General features: G+C 47.0%; 16 protein-coding genes. 7 read left to right on the top strand and 9 right to left on the bottom strand.

Features of this window, described 5'->3' with window-relative positions:
- Positions 1–302: 302 nt before the first annotated feature.
- From queC to queF, 4 genes are all read left to right on the top strand, one after another.
- Complete coding sequence (gene queC / locus MHB85_RS06075) at positions 303–980, top strand: 7-cyano-7-deazaguanine synthase QueC (RefSeq protein ID WP_091016197.1); 678 nt, start codon at positions 303–305, stop codon at positions 978–980.
- Complete coding sequence (queD, locus tag MHB85_RS06070; RefSeq protein ID WP_036611465.1) at positions 977–1,468, top strand: 6-carboxytetrahydropterin synthase QueD; 492 nt, start codon at positions 977–979, stop codon at positions 1,466–1,468. The genes queC and queD overlap by 4 nt, the downstream gene beginning before the upstream one ends.
- A complete protein-coding gene (gene queE, locus MHB85_RS06065; protein WP_192132973.1) occupies positions 1,461–2,234 on the top strand; it encodes a 7-carboxy-7-deazaguanine synthase QueE in 774 nt (257 codons plus the stop codon). The genes queD and queE overlap by 8 nt, the downstream gene beginning before the upstream one ends.
- Before the next feature lie 130 nt (positions 2,235–2,364).
- Positions 2,365–2,856 (top strand): preQ(1) synthase, encoded by a 492-nt coding sequence (queF, locus tag MHB85_RS06060; RefSeq protein ID WP_017690202.1) that lies wholly within the window; start codon positions 2,365–2,367, stop codon positions 2,854–2,856.
- Positions 2,857–2,999: 143 nt separating this feature from the next.
- Here queF and MHB85_RS06055 read toward each other — a convergent pair whose 3' ends face one another.
- Positions 3,000–3,212 carry a hypothetical protein gene (locus MHB85_RS06055; protein WP_210109555.1) on the bottom strand — a complete coding sequence of 71 codons (213 nt, stop codon included), beginning with the start codon at positions 3,210–3,212 and terminating at the stop codon, positions 3,000–3,002.
- Positions 3,213–3,465: 253 nt separating this feature from the next.
- Here MHB85_RS06055 and MHB85_RS06050 point away from each other — a divergent pair, with 253 nt between their 5' ends.
- Positions 3,466–4,740 carry an MFS transporter gene (locus MHB85_RS06050; protein WP_036668794.1) on the top strand — a complete coding sequence of 425 codons (1,275 nt, stop codon included), beginning with the start codon at positions 3,466–3,468 and terminating at the stop codon, positions 4,738–4,740.
- Positions 4,741–5,161: 421 nt separating this feature from the next.
- Here the strand turns inward: MHB85_RS06050 and MHB85_RS06045 are convergent, their stop codons facing one another.
- From MHB85_RS06045 to MHB85_RS06010, 8 genes are all read right to left on the bottom strand, one after another.
- Positions 5,162–5,650, bottom strand: a complete 489-nt coding sequence (locus tag MHB85_RS06045; protein WP_341072613.1) for a prolyl-tRNA synthetase associated domain-containing protein — start codon at positions 5,648–5,650, stop codon at positions 5,162–5,164.
- Between the two features lie 58 nt (positions 5,651–5,708).
- Entirely contained in the window at positions 5,709–6,554 is an 846-nt protein-coding gene (locus MHB85_RS06040) for an EcsC family protein (protein WP_105600762.1), read from the bottom strand.
- 194 nt (positions 6,555–6,748) lie between these two features.
- Positions 6,749–7,729: a glycoside hydrolase family 43 protein gene (locus MHB85_RS06035; RefSeq protein WP_091015540.1), complete on the bottom strand. Its 981-nt coding sequence runs from the start codon at positions 7,727–7,729 to the stop codon at positions 6,749–6,751.
- A 570-nt stretch (positions 7,730–8,299) separates the two neighbouring features.
- The gene (locus tag MHB85_RS06030; protein ID WP_192133219.1) at positions 8,300–9,709 is read right to left on the bottom strand and encodes an arabinan endo-1,5-alpha-L-arabinosidase; all 1,410 of its coding nucleotides are present in this window, start codon (positions 9,707–9,709) and stop codon (positions 8,300–8,302) included.
- Positions 9,710–9,765: 56 nt separating this feature from the next.
- Positions 9,766–10,608: a carbohydrate ABC transporter permease gene (locus MHB85_RS06025; RefSeq protein ID WP_036611483.1), complete on the bottom strand. Its 843-nt coding sequence runs from the start codon at positions 10,606–10,608 to the stop codon at positions 9,766–9,768.
- A gap of 26 nt (positions 10,609–10,634) precedes the next feature.
- Positions 10,635–11,525, bottom strand: coding sequence for a carbohydrate ABC transporter permease (locus MHB85_RS06020; RefSeq protein ID WP_036611613.1), 891 nt, complete (start codon positions 11,523–11,525; stop codon positions 10,635–10,637).
- Between the two features lie 157 nt (positions 11,526–11,682).
- Positions 11,683–13,026, bottom strand: a complete 1,344-nt coding sequence (locus tag MHB85_RS06015; protein WP_091015542.1) for an ABC transporter substrate-binding protein — start codon at positions 13,024–13,026, stop codon at positions 11,683–11,685.
- A 132-nt stretch (positions 13,027–13,158) separates the two neighbouring features.
- On the bottom strand, positions 13,159–14,106 hold the full coding sequence (locus MHB85_RS06010) for a glycoside hydrolase family 43 protein (RefSeq protein WP_192133217.1): 948 nt from the start codon (positions 14,104–14,106) through the stop codon (positions 13,159–13,161).
- A gap of 360 nt (positions 14,107–14,466) precedes the next feature.
- Between MHB85_RS06010 and MHB85_RS06005 the strand changes: the two genes are divergently transcribed.
- Together MHB85_RS06005 and MHB85_RS06000 are read left to right on the top strand one after the other, a co-directional pair.
- Positions 14,467–15,384, top strand: coding sequence for an ArsR/SmtB family transcription factor (locus MHB85_RS06005; RefSeq protein WP_017690213.1), 918 nt, complete (start codon positions 14,467–14,469; stop codon positions 15,382–15,384).
- A gap of 170 nt (positions 15,385–15,554) precedes the next feature.
- On the top strand, positions 15,555–16,472 hold the full coding sequence (locus MHB85_RS06000; RefSeq protein ID WP_192132966.1) for a helix-turn-helix transcriptional regulator: 918 nt from the start codon (positions 15,555–15,557) through the stop codon (positions 16,470–16,472).
- Positions 16,473–16,536: the final 64 nt, after the last annotated feature.

The following is a 16,536-nucleotide window of genomic DNA, read 5'->3' as shown; positions in this document are numbered from 1 at the left end:
AATGATTCAGACAATTGAAGAAGAAAATCCATGCCTGTGGCATGGGAGAGGTTCGCGAACTCCCTCTATAAGACTAGACTTGACGATGTGATGGTCAGTATAAGTCTTGCGTACACGTTGCGGTCACCATGCAATCATGTACGTAAAAAACTAAGGACACTTACTCTTGCCTGCTTTTTTGAAGCGGTTATCGAGAAGGTGTGTTTTTTGATGGATGCCAGTTCATGAACTTCTCTGTTCTTCCGACACTCTATGCCTAAGCGCATGGTTTGATCTCAAGAAGATAGAGAGGTTTTTTTATGTTGAACGAAGAAAAAGCAGTCGTTGTATTCAGCGGCGGTCAGGATAGTACCACGTGTCTGTTCTGGGCCAAACAACAGTTTGCCGAAGTCGAGGTTGTTACGTTTGATTACGGTCAGCGTCACAAGCTGGAGATTGAATGTGCATCCGAGATTGCTCGTGATCTGGGCGTACAACAAACCGTACTCGATATGAGCCTGTTAAACCAGCTTGCACCCAATGCGCTCACTCGCACGGATGTGGAAATTACACATGAAGAAGGCGAACTGCCAAGTACATTTGTGGATGGACGGAATCTGCTGTTCCTTAGTTTTGCAGCCATTATGGCCAAACAAAAAGGAGCTCGTCACCTGGTTACAGGTGTATGCGAGACGGATTTCAGCGGATACCCAGATTGCCGGGATTCATTTGTAAAGTCGATGAATGTGACACTTAATCTGTCGATGGACTATCCATTTGTCATTCACACCCCGCTCATGTGGCTGGACAAAGCCCAAACGTGGAAGATGGCCGATGATCTCGGTGCTTTTGATTATGTACGCGAGCGTACCTTGACCTGTTATAACGGCGTGATCGGCGATGGATGCGGAGAATGCCCTGCTTGCAAACTGCGCAAAGCCGGACTGGATCGTTATATACAGCAACGTGCTGCCGGATCTACGGGAGTGGATGTACGATGAGAGAGCCAGGAACATTCCGTATTGTAGAGCATCTGCAACGCATCGGAGAAGATATTCTACCCACCCAGCTGCGCTATCACCGCAAACGTGTGCTTGTAAGCAAAGAATTCACCTTTGACGCAGCACATCACCTGCATTGTTATGAAGGCAAGTGCAAAAACCTGCATGGTCATACGTATAAAGTTATTTTTGGCATCAGCGGTTATCCGGGTGAGACCGGGCTGACGGTTGATTTTGGACATATCAAAGATATATGGAAAACTCAGATTGAGGGATATCTGGATCATCAGTACCTCAACGAGACACTTCCTTTAATGAATACAACGGCTGAAAATATGGTCGTTTGGCTGTTCGAACAGATGGAACATGCGCTCCAGACGGAACCCTATGCCGGCCTGACAGACGGTGGGCGGACGGAGTTTGTCCGACTCTTCGAGACACCAACCAGTTACGCGGAAGCGAGACGGGAGTGGATGATCGATGAGTAGTGTTGTAGAACATAGACAGTCGCGCGAACGTAACCAAGAAGCTCGCATCCCTGTGATGGAGATTTTTGGTCCGACGGTTCAAGGCGAAGGCATGGTCATCGGGCAAAAAACAATGTTTGTTCGCACCGCGGGCTGCGATTATCGCTGCTCCTGGTGCGACTCGGCCTTTACCTGGGACGGCAGTGGCAAGGACCAGATTCGAATGATTACGCCAGAGGATGTATGGGAAGAATTGCGCCGCGTTGGCGGCACCCGCTTCTCCCATGTCACCATCTCTGGCGGTAATCCCGCCCTGCTTGCTTCGCTGGGCGGATTGGTTGCCCTGCTGCGGGAGAACGGCATCCGCACCGCGGTGGAGACGCAGGGCTCCCGCTGGCAGCCTTGGCTGGCGGACATTGACGAAGTCACCATCTCGCCTAAGCCACCCAGCTCTGGCATGGACACCGATTGGGCCGTGCTGGATGATCTGATCGGAAGACTGGCCGCTGACCCGGTAGAACGAAGTCACAGTCTGAAGATCGTGATCTTCGATGAGACAGACCTGGACTATGCCCGCCGTGTGCATGCGCGGTATCCGGGCACGGATTTATTTTTACAAACCGGGAACCCGGATGTGACTTCCGCCGATACGCCAGATCTGGCGTCCTCACTGCTTGCTCGTTATGAGTGGCTGATCGACCAAGTTAGCGCCTCCGATGACCTGAATGATGTTCGTGTTCTTCCGCAGCTACATACGTTGGTATGGGGCAACAAACGCGGCGTGTGATGGGCAGCATGATGTAAGGATGAGGACGAAATGTCCTTGGAAAATAAGAGAATTCAACAGGCAAAATGGCCTATTCATATATACCGCGAAGCTTCGGGCTTTGACGGAAACAAGGAGCGTTTAATAACCGATGAGACAACCTGATGAGATGCAAGATGTGACGTTGCTGGGCAACCAGAACGTAAAATATACGTTTGAATATGATCCGGGCATTCTGGAGAGCTTTGATAACAAACATCCGTACCGTGATTATTTTGTAAAATTCAACTGCCCGGAGTTCACCAGCCTGTGCCCGATTACGGGTCAGCCAGACTTTGCAACAATCTATATTAGCTACATTCCTGATATCAAAATGGTGGAGAGCAAATCACTCAAGTTGTACCTGTTCAGCTTCCGTAACCATGGTGATTTCCACGAGGACTGTGTGAACATCATCATGAACGACCTGATCAAGCTGATGGACCCACGCTACATCGAAGTATGGGGCAAATTCACACCGCGCGGCGGTATTTCCATTGACCCTTATACAAACTACGGTAAACCGGGAACGAAGTACGAGCAGATGGCCGACCATCGCATGATGAATCATGATATGTATCCGGAGACGATTGATAATCGTTAAACTGGCGGGTAAATCAACTCTGCTATAACTAAAATAAATTATTGGTCACAGAAAAGCCGAACTCTTCAAATCTGAAGGAGTTCGGCTTTTTAGTATAAACCTTTAGAAACTCAGTCTCTCAATACAATGGGATCGCAATGCGTTCAAGTAGACTGATCTTCCTTTAGTTCTTTGACTTTTTTGATGTAATGTCTCAACATCAGCACACCAATTGACTGAAAAATGATAAATATGACGATAGCAGCAGATAGAGATTTCGGTGTTACATAGATAACCTGAAACGTTATTACAGCCATATACAAAATAGTCATCACCAACTCACGTTTGGCGGATTTATAAGGTGATAAGGATTTCATATACATCCCTCCTCTATCCTTATTACACATAAATATGGGTCTTCTTACAGTAAATGCTAAAGTAATACGTTTATTTTGTAAATGCAATGCTATTAATAAACACCTTGGAAATAGAGTTGAATTCATCAACGTTTTCCCTTGTTCCCCTTGTCGGTCCAATCAATCTATCCTATTATGTAACAATATGCTTACACGCATATATTACAACATCAGGCGCTGATCCCTCGTGACCGCGACCAAAGGAGAATTGTACATGTCTACTCAATCCACTCTAACCAAGGACGCCACAGCGCGTTCGAAAGCCCCACCCGGATCGGATGCCCAAAGCACCGTTTACCGGATACTCATTGCCATCAGTTTGGTTCATCTCTTCAATGATTCGATCCAGTCGGTTATTCCAGCCATTTTTCCGATTTTGAAAGACTCTATGCATCTCACGTATACTCAAATCGGATGGATATCATTTGCTATCAACTTTACCGCTTCCATTATGCAGCCTGTCGTAGGCTGGTTTGCAGATAAAAAACCGACGCCATCTATCCTGCCCATTGGCATGGGTTTTACATTTACTGGCATGTTGCTGTTGGCCTTTGCTGACAGTTATATGGCTGTCCTAATCTCCGTTATTTTTGTCGGTCTAGGTTCTGCTGCTTTCCATCCGGAAGGTTCACGGGTATCCCATATGGCTGCTGGTCAGCGCCGTGGGCTCGCACAGTCCATCTTCCAGGTTGGTGGTAACGCCGGGCAGTCCCTTGCCCCATTGCTTACACGCTGGATCTTTATCCCGTTTGGACTGTTCGGTGCCATTGGATTTACAGGCATTGCTGCCATGGGGATTGCCGTTCAGATCTACATTGCCCGTTGGTATGGCCGCATGCTGCAATCGGGAGGATACCTGCGTAGACAGGCTGCTGCCCGTCGTGCCCCCAATCCTGCTTTACGTAAAAAGATTACTGCCGCCATTACGCTATTGATCTTGCTTGTCTTTGTTCGTTCCTGGTATATCGCTTCCATTGGCAGCTTCTACGCGTTTAATCTGAAAGATACTTTTGGATTATCCACAGAGGACGCGCAGATCTATATCTTCTTGTTCCTGGCTGCTGGAGCACTTGGTACATTCTTCGGAGGCCCACTGGCAGATCGATTCGGCAAACGTAACCTGATCTTCCTGTCCATGGCTGGAGCTGCTCCGCTGGCTCTGTTGCTGCCCTATGCGAATCTGTTCTGGACAGGCGTACTACTAACCATTATTGGTTTTATCATGTTATCCAGCTTCTCGGTTACGGTTGTGTACGCACAGATGCTGATTCCGGGCAAAATCGGAACGGTCTCCGGCCTGATCACAGGTCTGGCATTTGGTATGGGAGGCCTTGGCGCACTCGTGCTGGGCAACTGGATTGACGTTTTCGGTGTATCACCCGTAATGCAGATGTGCAGCTTCCTGCCCCTGCTCGGGATCTTCACGTTCTTGCTTCCATCCGATAAATTACTCAATATCTGGGCGAAAGAAAACGGTAGTGAAGAGTAAAAAATACATCAACAGGTGTCCACTTTTTATTCTATACTAGATCCAATCCTTACGTGGCAGCATCGCCCTTATTAGACGTTATCTTGCGCTAACGAACCTGACAGCACTTATTTGAACGAATACTGCTGGTTTCGCAATCTAAAGAATCTAAGCAACGCTATTCCAGAGAAAAAGGCCGAAAACCTTGGATTGTGCGTGTGAAATGCAGAAAAAACGTGTCTGAGATTCTTTAGCAATTAGAATTAGTAAACTATCGCCGAATAACGTCTGCTGAGTTCTTTAGGTTTCACTTTAGTCATTTACATTTGCAGTATGAATAAAATGCTTGAACCATAACAAAAGGGTTCTTGCCAACTCTGTATTCACAGACTGGCAGGAACCCTTTTTTTATATTTGTTGTTCTCGTATTTAGTTCAACCGTTTATTCCACGTCACACATGACAACGTTGCTGCCTTGAGCTGTAATTAGTTCCTTCACATCTTCAAATTCAAGGAATACCGTCGCCGTATTTTCCATCGGATGAATTCCGATTTTCTGACCAACTAGATCCTTGTCAAAAACTACGGTCACGTTTTTCTGAATATTATTAAAAACCCCCATAGGGTTAACATGCCCTTTTTCCAATCCGAGGAACTCCAACAAATCCTTTTCACTGGCAAAACTTAATTTGCGGCTAGGTATCTTTTCGCTTAAACTTCTCAAATCAACGGACTTCGTTCCAGTAATCGTCACCAGATAATAGTTGCGTTTCTTGTCATCACGCAGAAACAGATTTTTAACGATACGTTCTGTATGTGGAATTTGATAAGAGAATATTTCCTCCATCGTGTATACTGCGGGATGTTCAATACTTTCGTAAACGATATTATTGCGATCCAAAAGATCATAGAAACCCTGTTTGTTTAACATATCAAATTCAACTCTTTCAATATAAATATTCTTCTGTAATATAATTTCTTCTGTAATGTTACTTCAAACGCTGAAGGATCAGTCGTTTTTTGTACAACATTTTACCTGCTTCAGCTACATCACGGATCGTATTTTTGTTGCTCACTGAACCAAATACCATGCCGGCAATCGGCACAAGTTGGAACAGCTTCTTCCAGCCAAAAGATTCACTGTAGGAATTAAATACTTCTCTCCAGCCCTGCATCTGCGATACCACTTCAATTGGCTTGTCCGGATCGTCGTAGGCGGCCAGTTCTTCAATGATCGCTTTCTTGCCTACAATATCGGCGGAAGAGAATTGCAGACATTTGACGATAAAGATACGCTCCAGCGGTTCATCCGGATCATAACCATAACATAGAGCCATCTCCTGCAGTACCTTCAGAGAAAGCCCCATCACCATCGGAATATCTGCTGCAATAGTTACAATGCCACCAAACCCTGTAGCTGCTCCCTGCGCCGCAGCAAATTTGGTTCGGCTCTCGGTAATGTTATCAGCCACCTGGTCCAGCACTTTAAGTGGCAGATTCTCCACACTATGAATCTTCGCTGTCCCCTCCGCTTCAGCTTCCTGCTCCAGACGATAGGACGTATCTATCATGGAATAACCGGACTTCTCGGCTTCCTCTTGCAGCAGCTTGGCTACTTTTTTCTTCTGTACGAGGAACTTGCCCCCATTCTGCACATACTGACCCACGTCATTCAGGGAATCGCCGATCTTCTGTTTCAGCGCTTTAGGCATCACTTTATCCAACATCGCAAAGGGCAAACGCCCGATTTTATCCCAAATAAACAAGTCTTTCTGTTGTTTCTCCCATTTCAAAATCTGTTCAAGCTCCAAGTCCAACGTCTCGCGTGAATCCATATGTGATCCTCCTAATAGGTTCTGCATCGTAATCTGTATCTTTCTCATACGCAGAAATCATCGTTGTGGTTGCTTTGTTTTGTGTCCAGGATACATATGTTCAGGCACTCCATCTTATCGTTCACATACAAAAGAGCCCTTAATCAGCATCACTCGCTAACTAAGGGCTCTCGTATTCAAGGTTTCATTACCTCTTATTTTGCTTCAGCTACTGCGCTGCCATCTGGAACCGGAACACCGAAATCAGGTGTGCCATCTTCACGCCAATGAATCACTTGAGCACGGGCGTGACGGTTCGGATCATACAAGGGATCACCCTCGATGTCTTTGTAATTACGCGCATGATAAATCAGAATATCGGTCTTGCCATCCGGTGACACCGTAAAGCTGTTATGCCCCGGACCGTATTGGCCGTTCGCTTCACAAGTCTGGAATACAGGCTCGGGTGATTTCACCCAGCTAGCCGGATCAAGCAAGTCGGCATTTTCATCTGCGGTGAGCAGACCCATACAATAATTGTAATCGGTCGCGCTTGCCGAGTAGCCGATGAACAAACGCCCATTCCGATGCATCACGGCTGCTCCTTCATTGACCTTAAAGCCGATGATCTCCCAATCATACTCTGGCGTAGAGATCATAACCTGTTCGCCGCGTAGCGTCCATGGGTTCTCCATTTCGGCAATGTACAGGTTGGAGTTGCCCACAATATCAGGATCTTTCTGCGCCCAGACCAGATAGCGAATCCCCTTATGTTCAAAGGTTGTTGCATCCAGTGCGAAAGATTCCCACCGTGTGTAAATCTGTCCCTTTTCTACCCAATCTCCTTCGAGTGGATTCGCGGAATCGTTCTCCAGAACATACATCCGGTGATCGAACAGTCCTTCGTTGGTCTCACTGGTGTGAGCCGCAGCGTAGTGTATGTACCATTTGCCATCGATAAAATGAATCTCCGGTGCCCAGATGTTGGCACTCATCGGCCCCGTGTCACGCTTGGTCCAGGCCGTTACCGGCTCAGCATCTCTTAACTCTTCCAACGTCTCTGCTCGCCGGATCTCGATCCGGTCAAAGGCTGGTACGGAAGCGGAAAAGTAATAGTACCCGTCTGTATGACGGTACACCCACGGATCAGCGCGCTGCTCCAGGATAGGATTAGTAAATGTAATAGAATCAGTCATGGGAATGCTCCCCTTTCTTTCAAATGTTGTTTGGCTCGAAGTTGGGGAATGTAACCCAATTGCGAAAAAAGCGAAAACCTTTTTGGGTGGTGCACAGCGGACGTTCGGGGGTGGCAGGGCCTTGGCGCTCTCTTGTCCTCCGATTTCTTTTTATCACCGCTCCTGGCGGTTGAAATCGGATGCCAAACTCGCTCCTGCGGCTCCTTCCTCCCCCTCACTGCTTGTGCACCCTCGGAGCGGAAGCTCGCTCTTACCGCGCTCGGCTGGGTTACAACCTCACTTTGAGCCTTTTTGTTGGCTCGGTCTTATGGGGTTGACCGCTTCGCAGGGTCAACTCTCCCCATATTTAGTGCACTATTGGCCTCAGACATAGGCCAACTTTGTCGTGCACAGCGGACGTTCGGGGGTGGTAGGACCTTGGCGCTCTCTTGTCCTCCGATTTCTTTTTATCACCGCTCCTGGCGGTTGAAATCGGATGCCAAACTCGCTCCTGCGGCTCCTTCCTCCCCCTCACTGCTTGTGCACCTTTAGAGCGGCAGCTCGCTCTTACCGCGCTCGCTGCTCGCCCCCTTACTCCTCCGCTGCGCTGATCTGCTTGCCCCAGACCGCCACACCGCTGTCATTAAGACCTGTCACCACCAGCGCGGGCTGGCTTCTCTCCCAGTCCCAGGACGGCAGCAGTTTCAGCTCTTCTGTGGAGGCTCCGCCCCATGGGCTTTCTTTCCACTTCAGTGTCAGTGTTTGTTTGTCATCAAGGGTCCAGGTTCCTGAACCTTTTTCGCTTTTAATTTTACCGTTGCTTGTTAGGGTATAAGGCACGGCTTGAATCTGCCCTTCCACGGACGGATCAAGTGCCATTCCTTCCCACGCCCCGGCAATCATGGACTTCGGAATATCCTGTGTGGTCTCACCTGCGTACCGTTCAGGTGAAACGACAGGCCAGCCGCCCTTCGTCCATAACATTTTGCGTACATGCAGATATGGCCAGTTTTTATCCGTCTCACCCCGTGCATGATGCACGATGTAATAATCGTCTCCGTCCTTCAACACGGAGTTATGTCCAGGCGCAACCCAGCCTTCACCTTCTGTGAAGCGATAACTGCCGAGAATTTTGGTGCCGATCTCATATTGCGGCAGATACTCCGTATCCAGCATGTTATTGCCGTTTATGTCCGTATACGGTCCTGTGATTGAATCGGCACGCGCAACCCGCACGTTATAGTCCTCGAATAAGGAATCATAGGAGACGAACAGATAATACTTTTTGAACTCCGGGTTATACACAATGTATGGACCTTCCACTGCGCCCTCTTCAGTTGCACGATCCCGAGCAGCAATGCGAGTACCATAACCCTCGTCCTTGAATTTCCCGGTATCCGGATCGAGTGGGGCAATATAGATTCCATCAAAAAACGAACCATATACCATCCACGAATTGCCCTCGGCATCTACGATGGGATTGGCATCAATGGCATTTAATTTGTCCTGTTCATTCGCAGAAGTTTTTACAACCAGTCCTTCATCTGTCCATGGACCTTCGGGAGATAAGGATGTCTGAAGACCAATGGCCGACTGGGTACTGCCAAAAGAAGAAGCCGAATAATACATCCGATAGGTATCGCCAACTTGGATCACATCGGGTGCCCACAGATTGACTGCACCTGTCCAGTCCAGCGCTTCTTGCGGAATACCCGGCAGAGCCTGACCTACCCACTTCCAGAGGATCAGATCATCTGATTTGCGTACCATGACGCCGGGTTTCGCTTCTCCTGCTACACGAACGTCTGTGGAATAGACGTAGTATCCCTGGTCTGTTTTGATAATGGCCGGATCATGCGCATTGTTCACCGTCCAGCGTGATTCATCGTCCAAAATGGAGGTGTCATACAACTGAGTATCTTGAGGAGCTTCAGGAAAGACCGGACGGGACACCGTTTCTCCTGAACAACCCGTAGCTCCAACAACCATCAATAACAACATGGAAGCAACCACTCCTTTTCCTGAATTCGACCACCGCCGGAATTTCTTCCGCTGGTTCATCCCTTGACTCCCGAAATGGCAACCGATTCAATAATCTGTTTCTGGAAGATCAGGAAGATGATTAATACCGGTAACAGGGCTACAATCGACGCCGCCATAATAAGTGGGTAATCGGTTTGAATCGCATACGTGGCATTGAAGTTCGCGATAACGAGCTGTAACGTCTGCTTCTCCGGTGAATTCAGATAGATAATCGGTGCCAGATAATCATTCCAGATGCCCATGAACCAGAGAATCAGCTGTGCAGCAATCGCCGGTTTGATGAGTGGAAACGTAATACTGGAGTACAGCCGGAAGTAGGAACTTCCATCGATTTTTGCTGCTTCAATAATCGCATCAGGCACACTAAGCAGATATTGACGCAGGAAAAAGATCATGATGACGTTACCGAACAGGCCAGGAACAATCAGTGGTAACAGCGTATCCACCCAGCCCAGCTTTGCAAACATGATGAATTGTGGGATCATGACTGTCGGATAAGGAATCATCATGGATGCCAGCAATGCGAGAAACAGTTTGTTTTTGTGTGGGAATCTTAACTTGGCAAAAGCAAAGGCAGCGATACTGGACGTAAACGTACCCACCACAGTTACACTCACCGCAACGATGAGGCTGTTTTTGATCCCGCTGAGCAGCGGGCCTGCTTCCCAGATTTCTTTATACTTTCCAAATTGGAATACTTCAGGTATCCATACAGGCGGAAGCGCGAACACATCCTGCTTCTCCTTCAATGACGTGGACAACATCCAGATCAGTGGTGCAATCATCGCAATCGCACCAATCGCGAGTACGATAAAAATGATCGAGTTTGTTAATTTCCTCTTTTGACTGTAAGACATCTCCGGTTCACTCCTTTCCTTGACAATCAATCCCCATCATAGGCTGATTTTTCGTTCATTTTGAATTGCACCAGGGTAATGACAAAAATGAAAATACCAAGAATCATGGCCATCGCTGAGGCATAACCCATCTGCAAGTTACTGAAGGCTTTCTGCCAGATGTAGAAAACGATCGATGCCGAAGAATATTCGGGACCACCCGTAGGTGTCATAATGTTCATCTCGGTGAAGATCTGGGAACCCCCAATAATATTTGTAACAATGAGGAAAAAGGTAACTGGCTTCACCATAGGCCAGGTGATATTGCGGAAGATCTGGAACCCATTGGCTCCATCCAGCTCAGCCGCCTCGTAGTATGTACGTGATACACTTTGCAGTGCCGCCAAGTACAATAACATCGTGTATCCCAGACCCTTCCACACTGTCATAATAATCAGAGCTGGTTTGACCGTGTCTTTGTTCGCAAGCCAGTTAGGCCCTTTAATCCCAAACAGGTCAAGGAACTGGTTCACCAGACCGTAATCCCCGTTGTACGCCCAGTTCCACATGATGGACACGGCAGCAAGGGAAGAAATGACCGGGATGTAATAGATTACTCGGAATGTCGTGGTGCCGGGAATTTTACGATTCAGACCCATTGCCAGCAACAATGCGAGCAACAATCCAATCGGAATACCGAGCATCAGGAAGAATGTATTAAACATCGCTTTGTAGAAGAGGTCATCCGTCAGCAAATCCTTGAAGTTGGCCAAACCGATAAAGTTCATCTGTCCCAGTCCGTCCCAATCCGTAAAGGAACCATAAAGGGAGTAGAGGAACGGGAACATGACAAAGATCAGCAATCCAAGAATCGGAGGTAAAATAAACAGATATCCGTACAGCATCTCTTTGCGATACAAACTCGATTTCGTAATCACGGCGTTCACCCCTGTTTCTAGTATCAGCATGTGGCATTCTTCGATTGAACCTTGCCGATCAACGAATGCCACATGCCCGTATGGAATCCAATAAGTTCCAATACGAATGATGCCAGCAGCATGATTGCAGGCTGCCGGCATCACCCTTTCCTATCTACTATTTCTGAGATTTCTTTTCTTGTTCAACCGCTTTGTCGAGCAGTTTTTGCATTTTTGGTTGTTGCTGCTTCACATAGTCTGCGGCTGTAATCTTGCCATCCAATACCGGCTGGATGTCCGTAAAGAACAGGTCATACCATTCTGCATTGTACGTGTAGTTACCTGGCAGTGCCCGGCCGTAATCTTCAACAATATCAATGAATTCCTGTTTGTTGGCTGGTTTCGTGGATGTATCTTTGGCCCACTCGTCTGCCATATCAAGCAAGTTCGGAATCTGTACCTTGGCATCTACCAGTTGCTGCATGCCTTCCTTCGAAGCCGTTAGGTAGTTCACCAATGCTGCCGCTTCTTCCGGATGTTTCGTTTTCGCGGATACTCCGATTCCCAGAGATCCGATCCACGTTGCCGATTTACCAGTAGATCCCGCAGGGAATGGCAGCAAATCATAATCGAAAGGTAATTTCTCAAATGTACTCATATCCCATGGGCCTACTGGGAAGAAAGCCATTTCACCTTTCATCCAGCGTTGATACGTATCCAATGTTTGCGCTTCCTCAATGGAAGGTGTAATTTTGTATACGTTCTGCATATCCGCGAAGAATTGCAAGGCTTCAGCGAATTTTGGATCATCAATTGTTACCTTTGTTTTGGTCTCATCCAACCAATCCCCACCGTTGCTCCATACAAAGGATTGCAGGGCCCACTGTACGTTGAATCCAGTACCGTATACATCCGGTTTACCATCTCCATTGGTATCCTTGGTCGCTTGCTGGTTCACCTTGATGAACTCTTCCCATGTGTATGGTTTATCCTTGTCAGGGAGTGGGATGCCCTCTTTTTCAAACAACGTTTTGTTGTAACCCAGTGCAAATGGCCCCAGATCCTTCGGCATACCATAGATGTCACCTTGTCCTGCCATTTGGCCATCATAACGGTACAGGTCCACGCCGTATTTCCAGATATTATCGAGATCCACATCCGGATTGTTTTCAATATACGAAGTGAGGTTCATCAGCACATTGCTGTTCACATACGCCTTCACGTCGCCCGGATTGATATAAAATACGTCAGGCAAGCTGTTGCCGGTAATTGCCGCTCTCAGCTTGGTTGCATATTGATCCGCAGCCGTTACGATAATTTTGACTTTCACACCCGGATGATCTTCTTCGAATTTCTTGACCACCGCTTGGTATGCTTTCTGCTCATCTGTCCCCCCACGGAACATAAACGTTAACTCCTTGTCCCCATTTGCACCGCTGCTGCCTCCTCCACAGCCCGCAAGTACCAGTGCACTTACCAGCATAAGAAGCATAAATGTGACCCAACTCTTTTTCTTTACCATCTGAACCCCTCCTGATCTGGACTTGTAACCGTATTCAATTGGATGAAATAAGATTTCTGTTGTTAAATTTATCAAATCCAGATCACTTTAGTCAATACTTTTATAAAACATTTTATATTTATCTAAAATAAATCAATATTTCGGCCAGCCATTCGAGTCCCAAAGCAAGTCATTAATCAGCAATTTCGGATTGCCATTATCCTCTGCATCATAGGCGTGTCGTGCAATGACATTGCCGTTGTACACGTCCTGACCACCTGGACCTTTCCATTTCACATTGCCTGTATCCAGTACCGTCCCGCCACCATTCAGCATATTGACTCCGTTTTTGTCCACATAAGGGCCTGTTATGCTGGTCGAACGTCCATAGACCATTTTGTAGGTACTGTTCACCCCTTGGCAGCAAGAATCGATGGAAGCAAACAGGTAATAATAGCCGCCACGATATACAACACTTGGTCCTTCAATAGCACCTCCGTTATTCGGGCGCGCCGCAATGGAAGTTATGTTTCCTGTCGGTTTCATCGTATTTTTGTCCAGTTTGACAATCTTCAGACCGCTCCAAAACGAACCAAAAGCCAGCCATGGATTGCCTGAAGCATCAATGACCAGATTCGGATCAATGGCATTGTAATTATTGGCGGTCGTGGTTTGAAGCACCAATCCTTCGTCCTTCCATTGCCCTGCTCCAATGCTGTTCGCAGACGCAAGACCAATCGCAGACCGATTGGAGCCAAAGGTCGAGATCGAATAATAGAGCCACACTTTTCCGTTATACTGCTCTACGTCCGGTGCCCATACATCCAATCCGCTTTGTCCCGGAACGGCAGAAGCCCACCAGGATGGCTTACTTAAGAAGATTTGTGGAACACGATACCAGGACGATCCATTATCGGATTTCAATACTTGAATACCCGGGCCGGTTGAAAAAGTGTACCAGGAACTGCCCTCTTTGATAATCGACGGATCATGAACAGCGGTATCTCCGGTCAGATTCCAGAACGCCGCCAAAGCTTTTGACTGACCTGCCAGCAGTAATACCATCACAAGTAATGCCGGTAACGCCAACCGTTTCCACATAACCCTCTTCACATTGCTTAACTTTTCCAAACCAAACTCCACCTTTCCGATCAAATGGTTAATTAGGTTCATGAAGTAATGAATCAATTTAGGTATAATAGGATTATAAAAGCGGTTACATGACATTTCAATGGTATATTTCAAATATATGTGAACTGATTAACACTTATTTTAACCGGAATAGTGAACTAAATATAGATTATATATTCGTATTTGCGCTATACACAAGGGTTTTGGCTTCTATTTCTCCACCCTTCCCTTCCATGAGGGAATGATTTATAATTATCTGAAATAAAACATATAAATGTGCAAATGTCTGTGTCGAAGACTTTGTTCAGAACGGGGAAAGGAAATCCACCTATGATTTATATTAAAGATCTGATGTCGGGTGTGAATATCTTCAAAGCGCTCAGTTCGGAAATCCGGATTCAGATCATTGAGCTGCTGGCCAAGAACCAAAGCCTTAATCTCAATGATCTTGCAACCAAGCTGGGACTGAGCAATGGTGCCATCACAATGCACATCAAGAAGCTTGAAGAGAGCGGATTGATCGAGATCAACACCGCTGTTGGCAAACATGGAATCCAGAAGATATGTTATCTCAATGAGGAAAAATTGATGGTTGATCTGCGTTCACAAGAGATTAACAATCGTTATGAGGTGGAAATTCAGGTCGGTCATTACAGCGATTATCAGGCCGCACCTACATGTGGTCTCGCTACCCGGGACAGCATTGTTGGAGAGTTCGATGATCCGCGGTACTTTGCTGATCCACTACGAATTGATGCGGAGATGATCTGGCTGGCCGAAGGTTATCTCGAGTATCGGATTCCAAACTATCTCAAACCTAATCAGTCCTTTAGCGAAATTCAGTTGTCGATGGAACTGGGTTCGGAGGCCCCTGGCTTTTGTGACAATTACCCTTCGGATATTTACTTCTATGTCAATGGGATTGAGATTGGCTGCTGGACAAGTCCGGGGGATTTTGGCAATACACGCGGTACCTTTAATCCTGAATGGTGGCCTCCGCACTTGAATCAGTACGGCATGCTGAAGCTGATTCGGATTACGCAAGAGGGCAGCTATATCGACGGATGTCGTATCTCGGATGTAACGCTGGACCAGATTGGGCTGGATTACAAAAGCGATATTCACTTCCGCATTGCGGTTACCGACGGACCTTTGAACAAACGGGGCTTAACAATCTTTGGCAAAAACTTTGGAAACTATGGACAGAATCTGCTCGCTCGGGTTCTCTATAACGTGCAAGAAGAGTAGAGCCATCTCTGACTATTCACTCGATATGAAGTTCGACCGATCTGCTAACGTAACTGTTCAACACAACAACAATCATGTGTCTTCGAAAGGGTGCTATCCAGCACTCTTTTTTTGTTGTGATATAATAATGGCCTGTAATGACAAAATGGAATAACGGGCGGGGATACCTTTTGAAATTGGAGCGATTAATCTCAATCATATATAAACTGCTGAACCACGAAGTATTGTCTGCTTCCACCTTGGCGGAAGAGTTTCAGGTGTCCCCAAGAACGATCTATCGGGATATTGATGTAATCTGTGCCGCCGGCTTCCCGGTCGTCTCCCATCAGGGACTCAAAGGCGGCTACGGCATGATGGACGGATACAAGATGGATAAAAGCTTGCTCGGTTCTTATGATGTGGATTCCCTGATCACGGTCCTGAGCAGTCTATCCACAGTATTCGAAGATGCACGTGCACAAGGCACGATTGAACGTCTGCAAACGATTGGACCGGAGCATCAAACCTCAAGTCTGTCGGTGGATCTGGAGACTCGCCGAACAGAACCTGACGCCCTTCCTCATCTGCGTAAAGGGATTACGGATCATCAGGTTGTCCGTTTTGACTACATCAATACAAAGAATGAACATACACCCCGCCATCTGGAACCTTTAAGACTTCATTTTAAATATCGTAATTGGTATGTATACGGATTTTGCCAGACACGGCAGGATTATCGCGAGTTCCGACTGTCCCGGATGATGAACGTGCAACTGACATCGGAACACTTCCACCCCCACCTTGAGCTTCCCCAAGAGAATGTTGTGTCAGATCCATCATGGCAAGATCAGGTAAGTGATGTTGTATTTCGGGTGAACCCGGAAGCGCTAGCGGAAGCCATGGACCATTTTCAACAGGCAGATAAGCAATTTCACGAGGATGGAAGTATGACGATGCGCATCTCGGTTTATCAACCGTTACAAGCCAAGTGGTTATGGTCGTTTCTGCTTAGTTTGGGAAGTGGCGCTGAGGTGCTTGAACCGATTGAATTACGAGGTATTCTGAAAGAACAGCTTCGAGACGCACTTAAACTCTATGAAGAAGTATGACACGCTGTTGTCATACTTCTTTTTTTATAATCATTTTAGTAAGTAACCACATCCCTCGCCAAAT

Origin of the sequence: Paenibacillus sp. FSL K6-4396 (assembly GCF_038002525.1) — a bacterium.
Lineage (GTDB): Bacteria > Bacillota > Bacilli > Paenibacillales > Paenibacillaceae > Paenibacillus > Paenibacillus amylolyticus_B.
The sequence above is the reverse complement of the archived record's forward strand: the minus strand, read 5'-3'. Positions and strand labels throughout refer to the sequence as shown.

What these genes read in the sequence shown, in the direction of transcription:
- MHB85_RS06055 (WP_210109555.1), bottom strand. Translation starts at nt 3,212, where the DNA reads ATGAAATCCTTATCACCTTATAAATCCGCCAAACGTGAGTTGGTGATG.
- MHB85_RS06045 (WP_341072613.1), bottom strand. Translation starts at nt 5,650, where the DNA reads ATGTTAAACAAACAGGGTTTCTATGATCTTTTGGATCGCAATAATATC.
- queF (WP_017690202.1), top strand. Translation starts at nt 2,365, where the DNA reads ATGAGACAACCTGATGAGATGCAAGATGTGACGTTGCTGGGCAACCAG.
- MHB85_RS06040 (WP_105600762.1), bottom strand. Translation starts at nt 6,554, where the DNA reads ATGGATTCACGCGAGACGTTGGACTTGGAGCTTGAACAGATTTTGAAA.
- MHB85_RS06050 (WP_036668794.1), top strand. Translation starts at nt 3,466, where the DNA reads ATGTCTACTCAATCCACTCTAACCAAGGACGCCACAGCGCGTTCGAAA.
- MHB85_RS06035 (WP_091015540.1), bottom strand. Translation starts at nt 7,729, where the DNA reads ATGACTGATTCTATTACATTTACTAATCCTATCCTGGAGCAGCGCGCT.
- MHB85_RS06025 (WP_036611483.1), bottom strand. Translation starts at nt 10,608, where the DNA reads ATGTCTTACAGTCAAAAGAGGAAATTAACAAACTCGATCATTTTTATC.
- MHB85_RS06030 (WP_192133219.1), bottom strand. Translation starts at nt 9,709, where the DNA reads ATGTTGTTATTGATGGTTGTTGGAGCTACGGGTTGTTCAGGAGAAACG.
- MHB85_RS06005 (WP_017690213.1), top strand. Translation starts at nt 14,467, where the DNA reads ATGATTTATATTAAAGATCTGATGTCGGGTGTGAATATCTTCAAAGCG.
- MHB85_RS06015 (WP_091015542.1), bottom strand. Translation starts at nt 13,026, where the DNA reads ATGGTAAAGAAAAAGAGTTGGGTCACATTTATGCTTCTTATGCTGGTA.
- queD (WP_036611465.1), top strand. Translation starts at nt 977, where the DNA reads ATGAGAGAGCCAGGAACATTCCGTATTGTAGAGCATCTGCAACGCATC.
- queE (WP_192132973.1), top strand. Translation starts at nt 1,461, where the DNA reads ATGAGTAGTGTTGTAGAACATAGACAGTCGCGCGAACGTAACCAAGAA.
- MHB85_RS06010 (WP_192133217.1), bottom strand. Translation starts at nt 14,106, where the DNA reads ATGTGGAAACGGTTGGCGTTACCGGCATTACTTGTGATGGTATTACTG.